Genomic DNA, 18,767 nt, shown 5'->3' with positions numbered 1-18,767 from the left:
TCCTTCGGATTGACGAAATGCGTCATGCCGAATTTCTCGCCCCAGGCTCGTCTGTCGTTGTTCAGGTCGACGCCGATGATCATGTCGGCGCCGGCAAGGCGCAGGCCCTGGATGACGTTGAGGCCGATGCCGCCGAGGCCGAACACGACCGCCGTCGCGCCTTGCTCGACCTTGGCCGTGTTGATCACCGCACCGATGCCGGTGGTGACGCCGCAGCCGATGTAGCAGATCTTGTCGAACGGGGCGTCGGCATTGACCTTGGCCACCGCGATCTCGGGCAGCACGGTGAAGTTGGAGAAGGTCGAGCAGCCCATATAGTGGAACAGCTTGTCCTTGCCGATCGAGAAGCGCGAGGTGCCGTCGGGCATCAAGCCCTGTCCCTGCGTGGCGCGGATGGCGGTGCACAGATTGGTCTTGCGCGACAGGCAGGACGGGCACTGCCGGCATTCCGGCGTATAGAGCGGGATGACATGGTCGCCCTTCCTGACCGAGGTGACGCCCTTGCCGACGTCGACGACGATGCCGGCGCCCTCATGGCCGAGGATCGCCGGAAACAGGCCTTCCGGGTCGGCGCCCGACAGCGTGAACTCGTCGGTGTGGCAGATGCCGGTTGCCTTGATCTCGACCAGCACCTCGCCATCACGGGGACCTTCGAGGTCGACCTCCATGATCTCCAGCGGCTTTCCGGCGGCGACGGCGACAGCGGCGCGCGTTTTCATCAGGCAATCCTCCCAAGACAGTCTGCAATCCAGGTTAGATTTAACTTACCATTCGGCTCTGCGCTATGCACGAAGCGACGTTCTGACCCCGGATTTTCGTCAGCGCTCGCCGATTTGCATCCGGGATAGGCCCGACTTTGCCTTGACCGGCCCCCTGAAGCCCATAAAACGGAAAGCCCGTAAAAGATGGGCAGCCGAGGGACAAGGCCTGCATGTTCACAAAGATCCTGGTCGCCAACCGTGGCGAGATCGCCTGCCGCGTGATCAAGACCGCGCGCAAGATGGGCATCGCCACCGTCGCGGTCTATTCCGACGCCGACCGTGACGCCGTGCATGTCGAAATGGCCGACGAGGCGGTGCATATCGGGCCTTCGCCGGCTGCGCAAAGTTACCTGGTCCCGGAAAAGATCATCGCCGCCTGCAAGGCGACAGGGGCCGAGGCCGTGCATCCCGGCTACGGCTTCCTGTCGGAGCGGGCATCCTTCTGCGAAGCGCTGGAGCAGGAAGGCGTCGTCTTCATCGGCCCGAAGCCCAAGGCCATCAAGGCGATGGGCGATAAGATCGAATCGAAGAAGTTCGCGAATGCGGCCAAGGTGTCGACGGTGCCCGGCTGGCTCGGCGTCGTCGAAAGCGCCGCCCATGCCGAAAGAATAGCCGGCGAAATCGGCTATCCCGTGATGATCAAGGCTTCGGCCGGCGGCGGCGGCAAGGGCATGCGCATCGCCTGGAGCAAGGCAGAGGTGCGCGACGGCTTCGACCGGGCGCGGTCTGAGGCCAAAAGCTCGTTCGGCGATGACCGCGTCTTCATCGAAAAATTCATCGTCGATCCGCGCCATATCGAAATCCAGGTGCTCGCCGACGCGCATGGCAACACGCTCTATCTCGGCGAGCGCGAATGCTCGATCCAGCGCCGCAATCAGAAGGTCGTGGAGGAGGCGCCGTCGCCGTTCCTCGACGCCAAGACCCGCAAAGCCATGGGCGAGCAGTCGGTGGCGCTGGCCAAGGCCGTCGACTACCAGAGCGCCGGCACGGTCGAGTTCATCGTCGACAGCGACAAGAACTTCTATTTCCTGGAAATGAACACGCGGCTGCAGGTCGAGCATCCGGTGACGGAACTCGTCACCGGCATCGACCTGGTCGAGCAGATGATCCGCGTGGCGGCCGGCGAAAAGCTCGCCATCAAGCAGAGCGACGTCAAGCTGAACGGCTGGGCGGTGGAAAGCCGCCTCTATGCCGAAGATCCGTATCGCAACTTTCTGCCGTCGATCGGCAGGCTGACGAAATACCGGCCGCCGGAAGAGGGAAAATTCGGCGAAATCGTCATCCGCAACGATACCGGCGTTACCGAAGGCTCGGAAATCTCGATGTTCTACGACCCGATGGTCGCCAAGCTGTGCACCTGGGCGCCGACACGGCTGGCGGCGATCGACGCGATGTCGGAAGCGCTGGACAGTTTCGTCGTCGACGGCATCGAGCACAACATACCGTTCCTGGCGGCGCTGATGCAGCATCCGCGCTGGCGGGAAGGGCGGCTATCGACGGCGTTCATCGCCGAGGAATATCCCGACGGCTTCGCGCCCATTGTGCCGAACAGCGAAGAAAACGCGGTGCTGGCCGCGATCGCAACCGCGGTCGAACTGCTGCGCCGCGACCGGCTCGACCGGCTGGGCGGGCGGCTGGCGCCGCATTCGGGTGCCTTGAAACGCGATTGGGTGGTGAAGATCGGCCGGGACTATCTTTCGGTCGCCATCGTGGAAGGCATGATTTCCATTCCGATCGAGCTTGACCTGTCGATCGACGGCGGCGAGCCACTGACGGTGACCTCCGACTGGCGGCCGGGCGATCTCATCTGGCGCGGCACGGTCGGCGGCCGCAAGGTCGCGGCGCAGGTCAGGCCGGTGCTGAACGGGTTCCGCATCGCCTGGAAAGGCATGTCGGTGACAGTCCGCGCCATGCTGCCGCGCACCGCCGAGCTCGAACGGCTGATGCCGGAAAAAGTGGCGCCGGATACCTCGAAGATGCTGCTTTGCCCGATGCCCGGCCTCGTCGTATCGATCGCCGTTGCCGAGGGGCAGGAGGTCAAGGCCGGCGAGACGCTGGCCGTGGTCGAGGCGATGAAGATGGAAAACGTGCTGCGCGCCGAGCGCGATCTCATCGTCTCGAAGCTCAACGCCAAGCCCGGCGACAGCCTTGCCGTCGACGCGGTGATCATGGAATTCGCGTGAGGCTGGACCGAGCAAGGCGCCGAAGCTGCCAATCTCCCCCCTCGTGGGGGAGATGTCCGGCAGGACAGAGGGGGGCGCGAAGGAACGCGACTTTGCAATTGCTTGAGCATGCTCGCTTGAGGAGGGACAAGGCGAGGGCGTGCGGAATTCGCGCTTTTTTTGCCGTCACAACGTATTTTGTTCTTGCTTTGTGCCGGCAGCTATGCTAGTAATTCGGTATGGTGCTAATTGGCTCCAGCGACCCGCCCAGTGGCGGGTTTTTATTTGCAGCCTGACGTCGGCGGGACAGCGCCCCCCTCTGTCCTGCCGGACATCTCCCCCTCCAGGGGGGAGATTGGCAGCCTCGGCGCCTCGCTCGCTCCTGCAACGTTGGAAATTGGCGAAAGCCGAGATGATGGCCAATCTCCCCACTAGAGGGGGAGATGTCCGGCAGGACAGAGGGGGGCGCGAAGGAACGCGACTTTGCAATTGGTTGAGCATGCTCGCTTGAGGAGGGACAAGGCGAGGCCGTGAGGAATTCGCACTTTTTTGCCGTCACAGCGTATTTTGTTCTTGCTTTGTGCCGGCAGCTATGCTACTAATTTGGCTATGGTGCTAATTGGCTCCAATGACCCGCCCGCTGTGGCGGGTTTTGTGTTTCCGACCTGAGGTTGGCGGGACAGCGCCCTCTCTGTCCTGCCGGACATCTCCCCCACGAGGGGGGAGATTGGCAGCTTCGGCGGTTGCTCTAAACTTCCAAAGCTCCAATCACTACCGCTGGACTCGTGTTACCCGGTGCCGGACAATACATCTTCATCGACTGAGTCCTTGTGAGGCGGCGCGAAAAAACCATGGCGGATGAAAGACTTCCACGCGATCCCTTGCTGCGCGAGGCCTATGCAAAGGCGTCGCGGGCGGAGGCGGCGGCGCGTCGGTTCATTCATCTGCGCGTGCATTCGGCCTATTCGCTGCTCGAAGGTGCCTTGCAGCTCGGCAAGATCGTCGGCCATGCGGTGCAGGACGAATGCCCGGCAATCGCCGTCACCGACACCAACAATCTGTTCGGCGCGCTGGAATTCGCCCAGAAGGCGGTAAAGGACGGCATCCAGCCGATCATCGGCTGCCAGATCGACCTCGCCTTTTCCGGCGAGGCGAGCGACAGCCAGCGCGACCGCAGGCGGCAAGGACCGGAGATGCGGCCGGTCGTCCTGATCGCCGCAACCGAGGCCGGCTACGGCAATCTGGTCAGGCTGGTCAGCCGCGTCTACCTCGAGACACCGCCCGGCGAAGCGGTGCATCTGACGAGCGAGATGCTGCAGGGCCACACCGACGGATTGATCTGCCTTACGGGCGGGCCGCGCGGTCCGATCGGCACTGCCTTGAAACAGGATCGCCGCGAACTCGCCGAGACCCGGCTCTCGGCGCTCAAGAGCCTGTTCGGCGACCGGCTCTATGTCGAGCTTGAGCGGGTCTCCGGCTACGACCGCGCCATCGAGCAGTCGTCGGTCGATCTCGCCTACCGCCACGATCTGCCGCTGGTTGCCACCAACGAGGCGTTTTTCTTCTCTCGTGAAGACTATGAGGCGCATGACGCCCTGATCGCCATCGCCGAAGGTTCCGTGGTTGCGGCCGACAATCGCCGCCGCCTTTCGCCCGACCACTTCCTGAGAAGCCAGGCCGATATGGCGAGGCTGTTCGCCGACCTGCCGGAAGCAATCGACAACACCGTCGAGATCGCGCTGCGCTGCTCGTATTACCCGAAGACCCGCAATCCGATTCTGCCGCGCTTTGCCGGCCGCGATGTCGCCGACGCCGATGCTGCGGTGAAGGCTGAGGCGCAGGAGCTTGCCAGGCAGGCGCATGAAGGGCTAGAGGCGCGGCTGGCGGCGCACGGGCCGACGCCCGGCTATACCGTCGAGCAATATCGCGAAAGGCTGGATTTCGAGCTCGGCGTCATCGAGAAGATGAAATATCCGGGCTATTTCCTGATCGTTGCCGACTTCATCAAATGGGCCAAGGCACAAGGGATTCCGGTCGGCCCGGGCCGCGGTTCGGGCGCCGGCTCGCTGGTCGCCTATGCCACGACCATCACCGACATCGACCCACTGCGTTTTTCGTTGCTGTTCGAGCGCTTCCTCAATCCCGACCGCGTGTCGATGCCCGACTTCGACATCGACTTCTGCCAGGACCGGCGCGAGGAAGTCATCCGCTACGTCCAACGGAAATACGGCCGCGACCAGGTTGGCCAGATCATCACCTTCGGCACGCTGCAGGCGCGCGCGGTGCTGCGCGACGTCGGCCGCGTGCTGCAGATGCCTTACGGGCAGGTCGACAAGCTGAGCAAGATGGTGCCGTCGAACCCGGCCAATCCGGTCAAGCTCGCCGACGCCATCGCCAACGAGCCGCGCTTTGCCGAAGAGGCGGAGCGTGAGCCGATCGTGCAGACGCTGCTCGATACGGCGCAGAAACTGGAAGGTCTTTATCGGCACGCCTCGACGCACGCCGCCGGCATCGTCATCGGCGACCGGCCGCTGTCGGAGCTGGTGCCGATGTACCGCGATCCGCGCTCGGACATGCCGGTCACGCAGTTCAACATGAAATATGTCGAGCAGGCCGGGCTGGTGAAATTCGACTTCCTTGGCCTGAAGACGCTGACGGTGCTGGACAGGGCCGTCAAGCTGATCCGCCGCCGCGGCATCGAGATCGATCTTGCCCACATTCCGCTCGACGACCCCGAAACCTACGCCATGCTGTCGCGCGGCGAGGTGGTCGGCGTGTTCCAGGTGGAAAGTGCCGGCATGCGCAAGGCGCTGATCGGCATGCGGCCCGACTGTATCGAGGACATTATCGCGCTGGTCGCGCTCTACCGGCCGGGGCCGATGGAGAACATACCGACCTACAACGCCAGAAAGCACGGCGAGGAGGAGATGGCGTCGATCCACCCGAAGATCGACCATCTCGTCAAGGAGACGCAAGGCGTCATCGTCTACCAGGAACAGGTGATGCAGATCGCGCAGGAGCTCTCCGGCTATTCGCTGGGCGAAGCCGATCTGCTGCGCCGCGCCATGGGCAAGAAGATCCGCGCCGAGATGGACAAGCAGCGCGAGCGCTTTGTTTCGGGCGCGGTCGAGCGCGGCGTCGGCAAGCCGCAAGCCGACTTCATCTTCGACCTGCTGGCAAAGTTTGCCGACTACGGTTTCAACAAATCGCATGCCGCCGCCTATGCCGTCGTCTCCTACCAGACCGCCTATCTGAAGGCGCATTACCCTGTCGAATTCCTGGCGGCATCGATGACGCTCGACATGGGCAATACGGACAAGCTCGCCGATTTCCGCCAGGATGCGCTGCGCCTCGGCATCGAGGTGGTGGCGCCGTCGGTCATGACGTCGTTCCGGGATTTCGAGGTCGGCGAGAACCGCATCTTCTATTCGCTGGCCGCGCTCAAGGGCGTCGGCGACGCGGCGGTCGAGCACATCGTCGCTACGCGCGGCGAAAAACCCTTCAAGAGCCTCGCCGATTTCTGTGATAGGGTCGATCCGAAGATCGTCGGCAAGCGCGTCTTCGAAAGCCTGATCATGGCCGGCGCGCTCGACTGCTTCGGTCATGACCGTGCGGCGATGATGGCCGGCGTCGAGCGGATGATGGGGCTGGCGTCGCTGGCGCAGCAGAATGCCGTCACCGGCCAGCATGACATCTTTGGCGCCTCGCTCGGCGCACAGTCGCAGGCGCTCAACTTGCCGGCGACCGATCCCTGGCTCGCCGCCGACCGCCTGCACCGTGAATTCCAGGTGGTCGGGTTCTATCTCTCGGCGCATCCGCTCGACGAATACAAGGCGGCGCTGCAGAAAATGCGGGTGCAGACCTGGGGCGAGTTTTCGGCCGCCGTCAAACGCGGTGCTGCCGCCGGCCGGCTCGCCGGCACGGTGACCACCAAGCAGGAGCGCAAGACGCGCACCGGCAACAAGATGGGCGTCGTGCAATTCTCCGACACGTCCGACCAGTATGAAGCGGTGCTGTTTTCCGAGGGGCTGGCGCAATACCGCGACTTGCTCGAACCCGGCCGCTCGGTGGTGATCACCGTTTCGGCCGAGGACAGGCCTGAAGGCGTCAATCTGCGCATCCAGACCGTGCAGTCGTTGGAGGAAGAGGCAAGCCGTATCCAGAAAGCGTTGCGCATCTTCGTCAGAAATGACGCACCGGCATCGACAATCCAATCGCAGCTTGGCCAGCGTGGCGACAGTCAGGTGAGCATCATCGTCATCAAGGAAGGCGGCGAGGGCGAGGTCGAGATCGAGTTGCCCAACCGCTACCGCGTATCGCCTCAGATCGCGTCGGCGATGCGGGCGGTGCCGGGCGTGGTCGAGGTGGAACTGGTCTAAGAGTTAGCGCACGCTTATGAAGCGGCGATCTCCGCCGGTTGCGGTGCTCTCCGCTGCAGGTTGAGCAGATTTCCCATGAGGATCAGCAGGGCGCCACCGGCGGTGAAGGCGTCGATCTGCTCGTGATAGAGCAGCCATCCGATCACCGCCGACAGCGGCACGCGCAAAAAGTCCATTGGCGAGATGACCGTCGCATCGGCATAGACAAGTGCGCGGGCCATGCAGAAATGCGACGACATGCCGGTGAAGGCGATGAGCAGGATCCACGGCCAGAGCTCAAGCGGCGGGTTTTGCCATTCGTAAAGCGCCGGGACCAGGCCAAGCAGCGACTGGATGATCAGCATCCAGAAGATGATGCGCACGACGCTGTCCGTCCGCGTCAGCGACTTGACGAGGACCACCGAGACGCCGAAGCAGACCGCGGCTCCCAGCACGATTACATGTCCCGGATTGACCGCGCCGACGCCCGGACGCACGATGATCACAACGCCGATCAGCCCGAGCACGATCGCTGCGAGCCGTGGCCGGGAGAGCCTTTCGCCGAGGAAACCGACGGCCAGCAAAGCAGTCCAGATCGGCGTCGTGAATTCGATCGAGATCAGTACCGCAAGCGGGATCAGCGTCAGGGCGTAGAGCCAGGCAGCCTGGCCGGTATAGTGGACGACGTTGCGGGCGATATGAGCCAGCGGGCGTCCGGTGCGCATCGCCGCAAAACCGCCTGACATCATGACCAGCGGCAACAGGATGAAAAAGCCGATCACCGAGCGCAGCTCGAGCACCTGGAAGACGTTTAGTTCGGCCGTCGTGGCGCGGCCAGCCACCGACATCGCCAGGAACGAGGCGATCGACAGCGCCATCCAGAACGCGGCCTTGGGGATCGAGGGTGCGGGTGCCATGCGGCTATGTCGCAAGCCGGAGCGCTCATCGCAACCGCTAGCCGACGCATTCGGCTGGGCCAGCCGTGCAGCGCTTCACGCAGTGATGTTGAAGCCGGAACTCGCGACTGAGGGAAGCGTTGGTCTGTCACTGCTTGCGTTCTGTGTTTTGGATACCAACGAGGAGCGGTCCGATGAAATCATTCGCACGATTTGTACTTGCCGGCTGCCTGACGGCCGGGGCCGGCGCAGCGCATGCCGACGATCCGGATTTTCTTCGCTCATTCCAGGGGAATTTCGCCGGCAAAGGCATCGTCAAGGTGACCACCGATGCGCCGACGGTGAATGTCTCCTGTCATTTCAATTCCGACGCAACGTCGAGCTCGCTATCGCTCGACGGCAGCTGCCGCGGTCTTATCGTGGTAACGCGCGCCATCAGCGCCGATCTCAAATCGAGCGGGACGAAATACACCGGCACCTATGTCGGATCGCGCACCGGGCCGGCGCAATTGAGCGGCAGCCGCTCCGGCAACGCAATCAATCTCGGCATCCGTTGGGCCAAGGAGGTCAATGGCGATCGCAGGGCGCAAATGACTGTTGAGAAAACCGGCGAGGACGGCATGCGGCTGACCGTTATCGATACCGATCCGAAAACTGGAAAAAGGGTGGTGACCAGCAGGATCGATCTGCGGCGCACCTGACGGGCTCACTCCTCGACCGGTTCGGGCGGATGGGCATCGCGGCCCTTGCCGAAGGTATAGCCGGTTTCCACCGCCCTGCGGCCGAACTTGCCGCGCAGCGTGTCGATGGCGCCTTCGGCCATGGCGCGCTTGCGTGACTGGACGTCGACCAGGTCGGGCGGGTCCGCCCGGTCATCGTCGGAGAGATCGCTGACGCCAATGCCGAGCAGCCGGTATTTCGTGCCATCCGCTTCCTTGCGCAGCAGCTCGAGCCCGGTCTGAAAGATGCGGTCGGCCAGCCGGGTCGGATCGCCGAGCTGGCGATTGCGCGTGCGGATCTTGAAATCCTGGGTCTTCAGCTTGAGGACGACGGTGCGTCCGGCAATGCCGGATTTCTTCAGCCGGGCCGAGACTTTTTCCGACAGCGCCCTCAGCACCGAAACCAGTTCGTCGACGGAGGCGATGTCGGTATCGAAAGTGGTTTCTGCCGACACACTTTTCGCGTCCTGGTCGGGAACGACGCGACGGTCGTCCTCGCCGCGCGAAAGCCGGTAGAGCCGGTCGCCCATGACGCCGTAGCGGCGCATCAGATCGCCACGTTCCATGCGCTGCAACTGGCCGATGGTGCGGATGCCGTCGCGCTCGAGCGTGGCGGCAAAGGCCTTGCCGACCCCCCAGATCAGCGTCACCGGCTGCTCGGCCAGGAAGCCGATAGCCTCGGCCTCGCCGATCACCGAAAAGCCGCGCGGCTTGCGGAAGTCCGACGCCACCTTGGCCAGGAACTTGCAGTAGGAAAGGCCGGCCGAAACGGTGATGCCGATCTCCTTTTCCACGCCGAGTGCGAAGCGCGCCAGCACCACCGCAGGCGGCAGGCCATGCAGGCGCTCGGTGCCGGCGAGGTCGAGAAAGGCCTCGTCGATCGAGAGCGGCTCGACCAGCGGCGTCAGCGCCTGCATCATGGCGCGCACCTCGCGGCCGACGCGCACGTATTTTTCCATGTCCGGCGGCAGGACCACCGCTTCCGGGCAGGCTTCGAGCGCCTTGAACATCGGCATTGCCGAGCGCACGCCGTGGATGCGGGCAATGTAGCATGCGGTGGAGACGACGCCGCGCTTGCCGCCGCCGATGATCAATGGCCGGTCCTTCAACGCCGGGTTGTCGCGCTTTTCGACCGCCGCGTAGAACGCGTCGCAATCGATATGGGCAAGGCGCAGCCGGTAGAGCTCCGGATGGCGGGCGAGCCGTGGACTGCCGCAGCGCTCGCAACGGCCTGCCTCGCTGCGCTGAAAACTCAGGCAGTCGCGGCAAAAACCGTGTTCGGGATTGTTGACAGGGGCCGCCATCGCTGCGAACATAAAGAGAACAAATGCAATGGTACGTCAGGACGGACGCCACGACAAGGCGGTGGGCCGGGAGAGAGCTCATGAATACGACCATAGCGCCGCTAGTGCCCGAGCTTTGGGCGGATTTCGAAGATCTTTTCGGTAGGCAAGGCGCCTGCTACGGCTGCTGGTGCACACATTTCCGGCTGTCGCCCGCAGCGCGCCGCGCGAGCAACCGGGAGCGCAACAAGGCGCGGATCGAGGCCGGGCCGCCGCCCGGCCTGTTGGCCTTCGAGGGTGGCCAGGCGGTCGGCTGGATGCAGATCGGCCCGCGTGCCGACGTGCCCGAATGGAACAACCAGGGCAGGGGGTCGGCGCCGATCGACCCCGCCGACGCCAGCGATCCGGGCGTCTGGGCGATCTCCTGCTTCTTCATCCGCACCAAAGCACGCGGCAAGGGCCTGTCGCACCGCCTGGTCCAAGGCGGCATCGAGTTCGCCCGCCAGAACGGAGCGCGGCTGATCGAAGCCTGCCCGATCGATCTATCGAAGGATTCGCGCTCGATCGGGCTGTTCGTCGGCTCGTCGCGGGTCTTCGAAAAGGCCGGGTTCCAGCGGTTGGTCGAACGTAAGCCAGGCCGACCGCTGATGCGGCTGGTGCTGTAACAGCTCCGCAACACATAGGCCTTCTCTTGCGGCTGCGATGGTATTTGCCTACCAGTGATAGAACGGCTTGAGGGCCGCGATTAAGTGAGGATCGAGATGAAGCGCGTTTTGCCACTTGTTTTACTTCTTGCCTGCAGCGCACCGGCCTTCGGCCAAGCGGTCGACAGGCAAGGCGCGAAGCAGCTTTCCGACGATCTGGCGCACTACATCGGCAAGAAGCTGTTCGATATCGGGTTCGTGAAAATTTCAGTCGACGGCGATGCCTACAAGCTCGCTTTCGACTTCAAGCCAGTCACGGATTTGATGGCAAAGCAGCAAGCCTTCAAGTTCGACGTCACGCCTTACTTCATCTTGGTCAAGCCACGCCAAGATGGACACTGGGACGTTTCGGCGGACGTGTCCCCGAAGGGGTCTATCGATTTCGTTGGCCCTGAGGGGGCGCAGCACATCGACTTCTCCGTGTCGGACAACAAGTTCACCGGAGTTTATGACCCCGACCTGGCCGCTTTCGCGAGCGCAACCGGTTCGATGGCTGGCATGACGATGACCACCCGAGAGCCCAAGCAGCAGGCGGATGTCACGGTCGGTGCTGGCACTGCCGTAATAGTTTCGACCAAATCCGCAAATGGCGGCATCGATTTCACGGTGATGGAAAAAATAACGAACTTCGCCGAAACGATCAAAGTCAACGATCCCAAAAGTGGGTTGAGTTTTCCGGCTGCTGTAAAAGCGCCTGAACTTTCCGTGGATGCGTCCGGCAAGGGTTTGCGGACAAAGCCGCTGCTCGACCTGCTTGCTTTCATCGTGGCGACTGATGATGCAGCCAAATTCAAGGCGGATGAGGCGGAGTTCAAATCGCTTCTGACGGCAGCACTGCCATTGTGGGAGCGGATCGACGGCACCTACGGCTTCAAGGACTTTGTGGTGGAGAGCCCGGTAGGCAAGTTCGGTGCGACGCAACTGAATACCGCCGTCGGCATGGACGGCATCGCCAAGGACGGCAAGATCAACTACGCGTTCAAGGTTTCCGGCCTGACAATACCACAGCAGGTGCTGCCCAGCTGGAGCGTTGCGTTGCTGCCGACGGATATCGACCTCAACTTCGGCGGCACCAACATCGATCTGGACAGCATGGCGAAGAAAACCATCGAAACCCTTGATTTCAGCAAGGATCCACCGCTGCCGGCAGATTTCGGCAACCAGATCTTCGCCGATTTCCTGGCCAAGACGCCAAAGGCCATTCTCGGACACAGCACGATCAAGAACGGCAACATCGAGATTGCGATGGAAGGTGAAATGACGTTCCCCGGCAAGAAGCCCGAGGCGAGCATGACCATCGATGTCGCGGGCTATGACAAGATTGTGGAGGCTCTGCAGACGGCGGCCAAGACCGAGCCGGAAGCGGCGCAGTATTTCCCCTTCGCACTCGCCGTCAAAGGATTTGGCAAGGCGCTGCCGGATGGTCGACTGGAATGGGTCGTCAACGCTAAGGCAGACGGTTCGGTCACGGTCAACGGCGCCATGCTGAAGCCGGCCGATGCCGTTCAGGACAACCCCGTCATGGACCCAAGCGAGGCTACCGTTCCGGATCATGGCTCGGGCGAGAATGACAATGGCGAGGCAGGGGCGAAGTTGAAACCCTAAGCGCCGAGCTTGGAGCGGTTCATCGTTTCCCGGAAACGCCGAACCGCTCCATGTCTTTGTTTTTGCACAATCCGGACGGAAAACCGTTTCACACTTTTCCTGGAATTGCTCTAGAAGCGGCTGGCGTTAACGCCCGAGTGCGCTCACGATTTTCGCCGCCGCGATCTGCCCGCAGTCTCGGGATCGCCGCTTATATCGAATGCTCATGATTGTCGTCGCCGAGCGGCAGCGCCCGCAATGCCTTGCCGACTGCGGCGGGCGGCGTTCCGGTCTCCTCGGAAAAACGCATCAACGTCGGCTCGTGGGCAAGGATGAACTGCAGCACGCCGGCCAGGAATCCCGGCTCGCCCGCCGCCCGGCGGATGGAATGGGCTTCGATGCCGGTGATCGCCAGGAAGCGGGGCAGAAGTTCCGAATCGGCGGCGACGAAGCCCAACGCCTTTACGGCAACCGTTTCCGCTTCCTCGCGCATTGACGCTGCGTTTGCCATCGCTACCTTCCTTCATGGGCGGAATCGTTCTGTTTTCGCAGTAGTGGCAAGTGTCGCCGGCAGCAAGCTCGCCGACCTGGAATCCGAACGCTTTTAGGGCGACCGGTTTCCGTTTCGTCAATCATATTGCCGTATAGTGGGAACAGGTTTGGTGCGTGCCGACAAGGGGCGCATGACGGCACCCTTCGAGTGGAAGGCCAGCCGGGACGGGAAATCGATGCCAAAGAAGGTTATGATCGTCGAAGACAACGAGCTCAACATGAAGCTCTTTCGCGACCTCATCGAAGCGAGCGGCTACGAGACGGTGCGCACACGCAACGGCCTGGAAGCGCTGGATCTGGCGCGGCAGCACAGGCCGGACCTCATCCTGATGGACATCCAGCTGCCGGAAGTGTCGGGCCTCGAGGTCACCAAATGGCTGAAGGAGGACGATGATCTCCACGTCATCCCGGTCATCGCCGTCACCGCCTTCGCGATGAAGGGGGACGAGGAGCGCATTCGCCAGGGCGGCTGCGAGGCATATATCTCCAAGCCGATCTCGGTGCCGCGTTTCATCGAAACCATCAAATCCTACCTGGGCGATGCCTGATGTATCTTTCCAGCCGAGCCGGAGCTTTGTGAAATGACCGCGCGGATCCTCGTCGTCGACGACATCCCAGCCAATGTCAGGCTGCTGGAGGTTCGGCTGCTCGCCGAATATTTCGAGGTCCTGACCGCCACCAACGGGCCGGACGCGATCGAGATCTGCGAGAACGGCAAGGTCGACGTCGTGCTGCTCGACGTGATGATGCCCGACATGGACGGGTTCGAGGTCTGCCGGCGGCTGAAGGGCGACCCGGCGACATCGCACATCCCTGTCGTGATGATCACCGCGCTCGACCAGGTTTCGGACCGGGTGCGCGGCCTCGAGGCCGGCGCCGACGATTTTTTGACCAAGCCGGTTAACGATCTGCAGTTGATGACGCGCGTCAAGAGCCTGGTCAGGCTGAAATCGCTGACCGACGAGCTGCGGCTGCGCGCCTCGACGACACGCAATATCGGCATCGAGGAGCTTTTGAGCCGCAACTTCGCTACCGACGATGCGGTGCCGAAGGTGCTGCTGGTCGACGAGCGCAAATCCTCGTTCGAGCGCATCCAGAAGATGCTGCGCGGCAGTGCCGATCTCGACGTCGCCAACGATCCGCATGCCGGCTTCTTCCAGGCCGCCGAGCAGCCGTATGAATGCGTGATGATCTCGACGGCCTTCGCCGATTTCGACCCGCTGAGGCTCTGCTCGCAATTGCGCTCGCTCGATCGCACCCGTTTCCTGCCGATCATCCTTCTGGCGGACGAGGGCGAGGAGGGGCGTATCATCCGCGGCCTCGAACTCGGCATCAACGATTATCTGATGCGGCCGATCGACCAGCAGGAGCTGACCGCGCGGCTGCGTACGCAGGTGCGCCGCAAGCGCTACAACGACCAGCTTCGCGCCAGCGTCACCCAGACCATCGAGATGGCGGTGACCGATGCCCTGACCGGCCTGCACAACCGCCGCTATCTCGACAGCCATTTGCAGACGCTGTTCGACCGCGCCGTGGCACGGCGCCGGCCGCTGTCGGTGATGATCACCGATCTGGACCGCTTCAAGAGCATCAACGACGCGCATGGCCATGACGGCGGCGACGACGTGCTGCGCGAATTCGCGCGGCGGCTGCGCAAGAATGTGCGCGGCATCGATCTAGCCTGCCGCTTCGGCGGTGAGGAGTTCGTCGTGGTGATGCCGGACACCGACGGCGCGGTAGCCGAAAAGGTCGCCGAGCGCATTCGCGCCGAAATCGCCCAGCTGCCGTTTGCCGTCGGCACCGAAGGCAAGGCCGTCGAAGTCACCGTCAGCGTCGGCGTGTCGTCGGTGCTGAAGGGGGTAGACACGGTCTCCGCGCTGATGAAACGCGCCGACCTCGCGCTCTACGAAGCCAAGAGCGGCGGCCGCAATCGCGTCGTCGCCAAGGCGGCTTAGCACCGAACACCAATTGCCGGGTCAACGCGACAAGGTTACGAATTTACCTTAATCCAAGCGATTTGCGAGGCTTGGTTAAGAAACGGTTGATTTCCATAAGTTGTTGCGCAAATGTGCAGCCCTTAGACGTAACCGGCACGAGGCTAGATCGCCGGTTCGACCGGAAGAATACCCCATGATGCTCAGGTCCGCCGCATCTCCTGGGTCCGTGGGGTCGGCCGGCCGGCGCTGGCACATAGTGGCCTCCTCGTACCGCTGCCAAACGCCGGCCGGCCCCCAATTTTCAAAACACATCAGGACTCTACGCCAAGACCAGGAAAACGCTTGGTTTTTGTTGCGGCAGCGACAGCGCCCTTTGAAATAGCCGGCTGGGCAGAGTGTATGCGCCCGCAGTCGGTTGACAGGGCCTGTCTTCTATGCAGAAATTGGTTGGACCATTGAGCCATTTGGTGACCCGTTGGCATGACCGAATTCGGCCTTTCCCCCATACAGGCAACTGCTCGCGACGACGCGGTGCTCAAGGCGCTGGCCGGCTTTGTGATGCGGGAAGCTCTCGGGCCCGGCCAGAGACTGCCGACCGAACGCATCCTTGCCGAGCGCCTCAAGGTGAGCCGCAACACCGTGCGCGAGGCGCTGACGCGCTGGGAAGGGCTCGGCCTGGTCGAACGGCGGCAAGGCAGCGGCACCTATCTCAAGGGAGTGGTCTCGCTGGACATGCTGCACATGCCGCTGACGCTGGCCGGCGGCAATGATTTCACCAGCCTGATGCAGACGCTGGAAATCCGCCGGGCACTGGAAGCGGAAGCCGCCGCCCTGTGCGCCGTCCGCGCGGGCCAGGCAGATCTCGTCGAAATCGGGCGCAAGCTCGACATTATGGAGCAGGCCTTCCACACCCGCGCCGGGATGTCGGCGGAGGAGGACTGGGAATTCCACCAGTCGATCTACCGCAGTTCCGGCAATCCGCTGTTCGAGCAGATCATCGCCGCCATGCACGAACTGTTCCATCGTTTCTGGGAGCATCCGCTCGGCGTGCGTGATTTCGGCCACGCCAGCTTTCCCTACCACCGCACCATCTACGAACGCATCGCCGCGCACGATCCGGAGGGGGCCCGGGCCGAGGCGCTCAAGCTGATCGCCACCGTCGAGGACGATCTGAAGCGCGGCGCGGCCAAACTCGAACTTTCAGGCCAGAAATGAGCGATCATCCCGCCGGTTTCGAAATCGACTATCTCGCCGAGGCAGCGACGCTTCTCGCCCATGACGAGCCTTTCCCCGGCGGCGCGGTGGTCCCGCCGATCTACCAGACTTCGCTCTTCACCTTCGCCAACTATTCCGAGATGGCCGACACATTCGCCGGCAGGCGACGTCAGCCGATCTATTCGCGCGGCGACAACCCGACGGTCATGGAGTTCGAGGCGCGTGTCGCCGCTCTCGAAGGCGCGGAGGCCGCGCGCGGCTTTTCCAGCGGCATGGCGGCGATCAGCGCCACGGTGCTTGCTTTCGTCGGTGCCGGTGAGCGCATGGTTGTCGTGCGCAATTGCTACGGCGATGCCTACCGACTGTTCGAACGGCTTTTGCCACGGCTCAACATCAAGGTCGACTATGTCGACGGTTCCGATCCGGACGCGGTCGCGGCAGCACTTCCCGGCGCCAAGCTGCTCTACCTGGAAAGCCCGACGTCGATGATGTTCGAGCTCCAGGACATAACCCAGCTGGCGCGGCTGGCCAAAGAGCAGGGCATCATCACCTCGATCGACAATTCCTGGGCGACGCCGGTGTTCCAGAAGCCGATTTCGCACGGTGTCGACCTGGTGCTGCATTCGGCCTCGAAATATCTCGGCGGCCACAGCGACACCGTCGCCGGTGTGGTAGCCGGTTCGGCCGCCCATATCCGACATATCAACGAGCAGACCTATTCCTATCTCGGCGGCAAACTTTCGCCTTTCGAGGCCTGGCTGTTGCTGCGTGGCCTGCGCACATTGCCGCTGCGGTTGCCGCATCACATGAAGAGCGGGCTGACCATCGCCGAACGGCTGAAAGCGCATGACCATGTCGAGCGGGTCAACCACCCGGCCTATTCCAACCATCCAGGCAAGGCGACGCTTGCCGGCTATGCCGGGCTGTTCTCGTTCGAAGTGACGGAAGACGTCGACATCCCGGCTTTCGTCGATGCGCTGAAACTCTTTCGCATCGGCGTCAGCTGGGGCGGCCATGAGAGCCTGGTCGTTCCGGCAAAGGCCTCGCTCGAGCAGACGCCGGGCCTGAATTCGATGGCGCGCTTCGGCGTCAGCCCACGAACCATCCGCTTCAGTGTCGGATTGGAAAGTGTCGAAGACCTGTGGGCGGATGTTGCCCAGGCCTTCGACAGAGCAAAAAGATAAAGGAGCCGTTCAAAATGGGAGTGCTGAACATGAAAAAACTGAGCATCCTTCTTGGTGCCGTCGCGGGTCTGGCGATTTCCGCCGGCAGCGTGCTGGCCGATTCCACGGTCAAGATGGTCGAGGTCATCACCAGCCCGCCGCGTACCGAATTCCTCAAGAAGCAGATCGCCGAATTCGAGGCTGCCAATCCGGGTGTCAAGGTCGAGCTGGTATCGCTGCCCTGGGGCCAGGCGTTCGAGAAGTTCCTCACCATGGTGCAGGCCGGCGACACGCCCGACATCGTCGAGATGCCGGAACGCTGGATGGGTCTTTATGCGACCAACGGCCAGCTCGAGGATCTCGGGCCATACATGGCCAAATGGGACGATGCCAAAACGCTGGGCGAGCGTGCCAAGCAGTTCGGCTCGACGGTCGATAACAAGCAGTACATGATCCCTTACGGCTATTACCTGAATGCGCTGTTCTGGAACAAGAAGCTGTTCAAGGAGGCCGGTCTGGACGGTCCGCCGGCGACGCTCGATGAATTCGTCGAGGACTCCAAAAAAATCTCGGCGATACCGGGCAAATATGGCTACTGCCTGCGCGGCGGCCCGGGCGCCTTCAACGGCATGCATATGTTCATGAACATCGCCGCCGGCAAGGGCGGCTATTTCAACGAGGACGGCACCTCGACCATCAACGAGGAAGGCTCGGTCAAGGGCCTGCAGATGCTCGCCGACATGTACAAGAACGGCCTGGCGCCGAAAGATGCGGTGAGCTGGGGTTTTAACGAGACCGTCACCGGCTTCTACAGCGGCACCTGCGCCATGCTGAACCAGGATCCCGACGCGCTGCTCGGCATCGCCGACAAGATGAGCGCCGACGATTTCGCCGTGGCGCCGATGCCGGTCGGGCCGAGCGGCAAATCCTATCCGACGCTCGGTTATGCCGGCTGGGCGATGTTCGCCAATTCCCAGCACAAGGACGATGCCTGGAAGCTGATGGCGACGCTGTTGTCGCCCAAGGACAATCTGGAATGGGCAAAGGAAGTCGGCGTCATTCCAATCCACAACGGCGCCGACCAGGACGCCCACTTCAGGACCGAGCAGTTCAAAGGCTGGTTCGAGGAACTGAACAACGGCGACAAATACGAGATGGTGACGCCTCCGACGCATCTGGAAAACCTTGGCAATTTCGTAGACCAGGTGGCGATCAAGAATTTTCAGGAAGTGCTGCTTGGCCAGAAAGCGGCCAAGGACGTGGCTGACGAATGGGCCAAGTTCCTGACCAAGGAACAGCAGGACTGGCTGGCCAAGAACAAGAAATAGCTTTTCTTCCTTCTCCCGTTCACGGGGAGAAGGTGTCACGACGTGACGGATGAGCGGCGGCGCCAACTCGACTTGGCTCGCGCTGCTTCTCATCTGCCTGCCCGT

General features: G+C 62.6%; 14 protein-coding genes. 10 read left to right on the top strand and 4 right to left on the bottom strand.

The window, feature by feature from the left end; translation table 11 throughout:
* Nucleotides 1-719: alcohol dehydrogenase catalytic domain-containing protein (locus NKI54_RS21190; protein ID WP_352692325.1), on the bottom strand; the 719-nt coding region annotated here is incomplete at its 3' end.
* Between the two features lie 212 nt (nt 720-931).
* Between NKI54_RS21190 and NKI54_RS21185 the strand changes: the two genes are divergently transcribed.
* Nucleotides 932-2,944 carry an acetyl-CoA carboxylase biotin carboxylase subunit gene (locus NKI54_RS21185; RefSeq protein ID WP_352692324.1) on the top strand — a complete coding sequence of 671 codons (2,013 nt, stop codon included), beginning with the start codon at nt 932-934 and terminating at the stop codon, nt 2,942-2,944.
* 830 nt (nt 2,945-3,774) lie between these two features.
* A complete protein-coding gene (gene dnaE / locus NKI54_RS21180; protein ID WP_352692323.1) occupies nt 3,775-7,302 on the top strand; it encodes a DNA polymerase III subunit alpha in 3,528 nt (1,175 codons plus the stop codon).
* Nucleotides 7,303-7,316: 14 nt separating this feature from the next.
* Here dnaE and NKI54_RS21175 read toward each other — a convergent pair whose 3' ends face one another.
* The gene (locus NKI54_RS21175) at nt 7,317-8,198 is read right to left on the bottom strand and encodes a DMT family transporter (protein ID WP_023679994.1); all 882 of its coding nucleotides are present in this window, start codon (nt 8,196-8,198) and stop codon (nt 7,317-7,319) included.
* A gap of 173 nt (nt 8,199-8,371) precedes the next feature.
* Here NKI54_RS21175 and NKI54_RS21170 point away from each other — a divergent pair, with 173 nt between their 5' ends.
* On the top strand, nt 8,372-8,878 hold the full coding sequence (locus NKI54_RS21170; RefSeq protein WP_352594501.1) for a hypothetical protein: 507 nt from the start codon (nt 8,372-8,374) through the stop codon (nt 8,876-8,878).
* A 5-nt stretch (nt 8,879-8,883) separates the two neighbouring features.
* Here the strand turns inward: NKI54_RS21170 and NKI54_RS21165 are convergent, their stop codons facing one another.
* Entirely contained in the window at nt 8,884-10,212 is a 1,329-nt protein-coding gene (locus NKI54_RS21165; protein WP_352594500.1) for a DNA polymerase IV, read from the bottom strand.
* A gap of 68 nt (nt 10,213-10,280) precedes the next feature.
* Here NKI54_RS21165 and NKI54_RS21160 point away from each other — a divergent pair, with 68 nt between their 5' ends.
* Nucleotides 10,281-10,844 carry a GNAT family N-acetyltransferase gene (locus NKI54_RS21160; protein ID WP_352692322.1) on the top strand — a complete coding sequence of 188 codons (564 nt, stop codon included), beginning with the start codon at nt 10,281-10,283 and terminating at the stop codon, nt 10,842-10,844.
* A 96-nt stretch (nt 10,845-10,940) separates the two neighbouring features.
* Nucleotides 10,941-12,488 carry a hypothetical protein gene (locus NKI54_RS21155; RefSeq protein ID WP_352692321.1) on the top strand — a complete coding sequence of 516 codons (1,548 nt, stop codon included), beginning with the start codon at nt 10,941-10,943 and terminating at the stop codon, nt 12,486-12,488.
* A gap of 190 nt (nt 12,489-12,678) precedes the next feature.
* Here NKI54_RS21155 and NKI54_RS21150 read toward each other — a convergent pair whose 3' ends face one another.
* A complete protein-coding gene (locus tag NKI54_RS21150) occupies nt 12,679-12,978 on the bottom strand; it encodes a DUF3572 domain-containing protein (protein WP_352568802.1) in 300 nt (99 codons plus the stop codon).
* A gap of 172 nt (nt 12,979-13,150) precedes the next feature.
* Between NKI54_RS21150 and NKI54_RS21145 the strand changes: the two genes are divergently transcribed.
* The 5 genes from NKI54_RS21145 to NKI54_RS21125 all read left to right on the top strand — a co-directional run bounded on the left by NKI54_RS21145 (nt 13,151) and on the right by NKI54_RS21125 (nt 18,662).
* Complete coding sequence (locus tag NKI54_RS21145; RefSeq protein ID WP_348625950.1) at nt 13,151-13,567, top strand: response regulator; 417 nt, start codon at nt 13,151-13,153, stop codon at nt 13,565-13,567.
* A 33-nt stretch (nt 13,568-13,600) separates the two neighbouring features.
* Nucleotides 13,601-14,974 (top strand): PleD family two-component system response regulator, encoded by a 1,374-nt coding sequence (locus NKI54_RS21140; protein ID WP_352692320.1) that lies wholly within the window; start codon nt 13,601-13,603, stop codon nt 14,972-14,974.
* Between the two features lie 462 nt (nt 14,975-15,436).
* Complete coding sequence (locus NKI54_RS21135) at nt 15,437-16,171, top strand: FadR/GntR family transcriptional regulator (protein WP_023679986.1); 735 nt, start codon at nt 15,437-15,439, stop codon at nt 16,169-16,171.
* On the top strand, nt 16,168-17,355 hold the full coding sequence (locus NKI54_RS21130) for a PLP-dependent transferase (RefSeq protein WP_352692319.1): 1,188 nt from the start codon (nt 16,168-16,170) through the stop codon (nt 17,353-17,355). Before NKI54_RS21135 ends, NKI54_RS21130 begins: the two co-directional genes overlap by 4 nt.
* 29 nt (nt 17,356-17,384) lie before the next feature.
* Nucleotides 17,385-18,662 carry an ABC transporter substrate-binding protein gene (locus NKI54_RS21125; RefSeq protein ID WP_031212851.1) on the top strand — a complete coding sequence of 426 codons (1,278 nt, stop codon included), beginning with the start codon at nt 17,385-17,387 and terminating at the stop codon, nt 18,660-18,662.
* The last annotated feature ends 105 nt before the right edge of the window (nt 18,663-18,767 follow it).

The sequence above is a fragment of the Mesorhizobium sp. M0663 genome, from assembly GCF_040320585.1.
Taxonomy (GTDB): domain Bacteria; phylum Pseudomonadota; class Alphaproteobacteria; order Rhizobiales; family Rhizobiaceae; genus Mesorhizobium.
The sequence above is the reverse complement of the archived record's forward strand: the minus strand, read 5'-3'. Positions and strand labels throughout refer to the sequence as shown.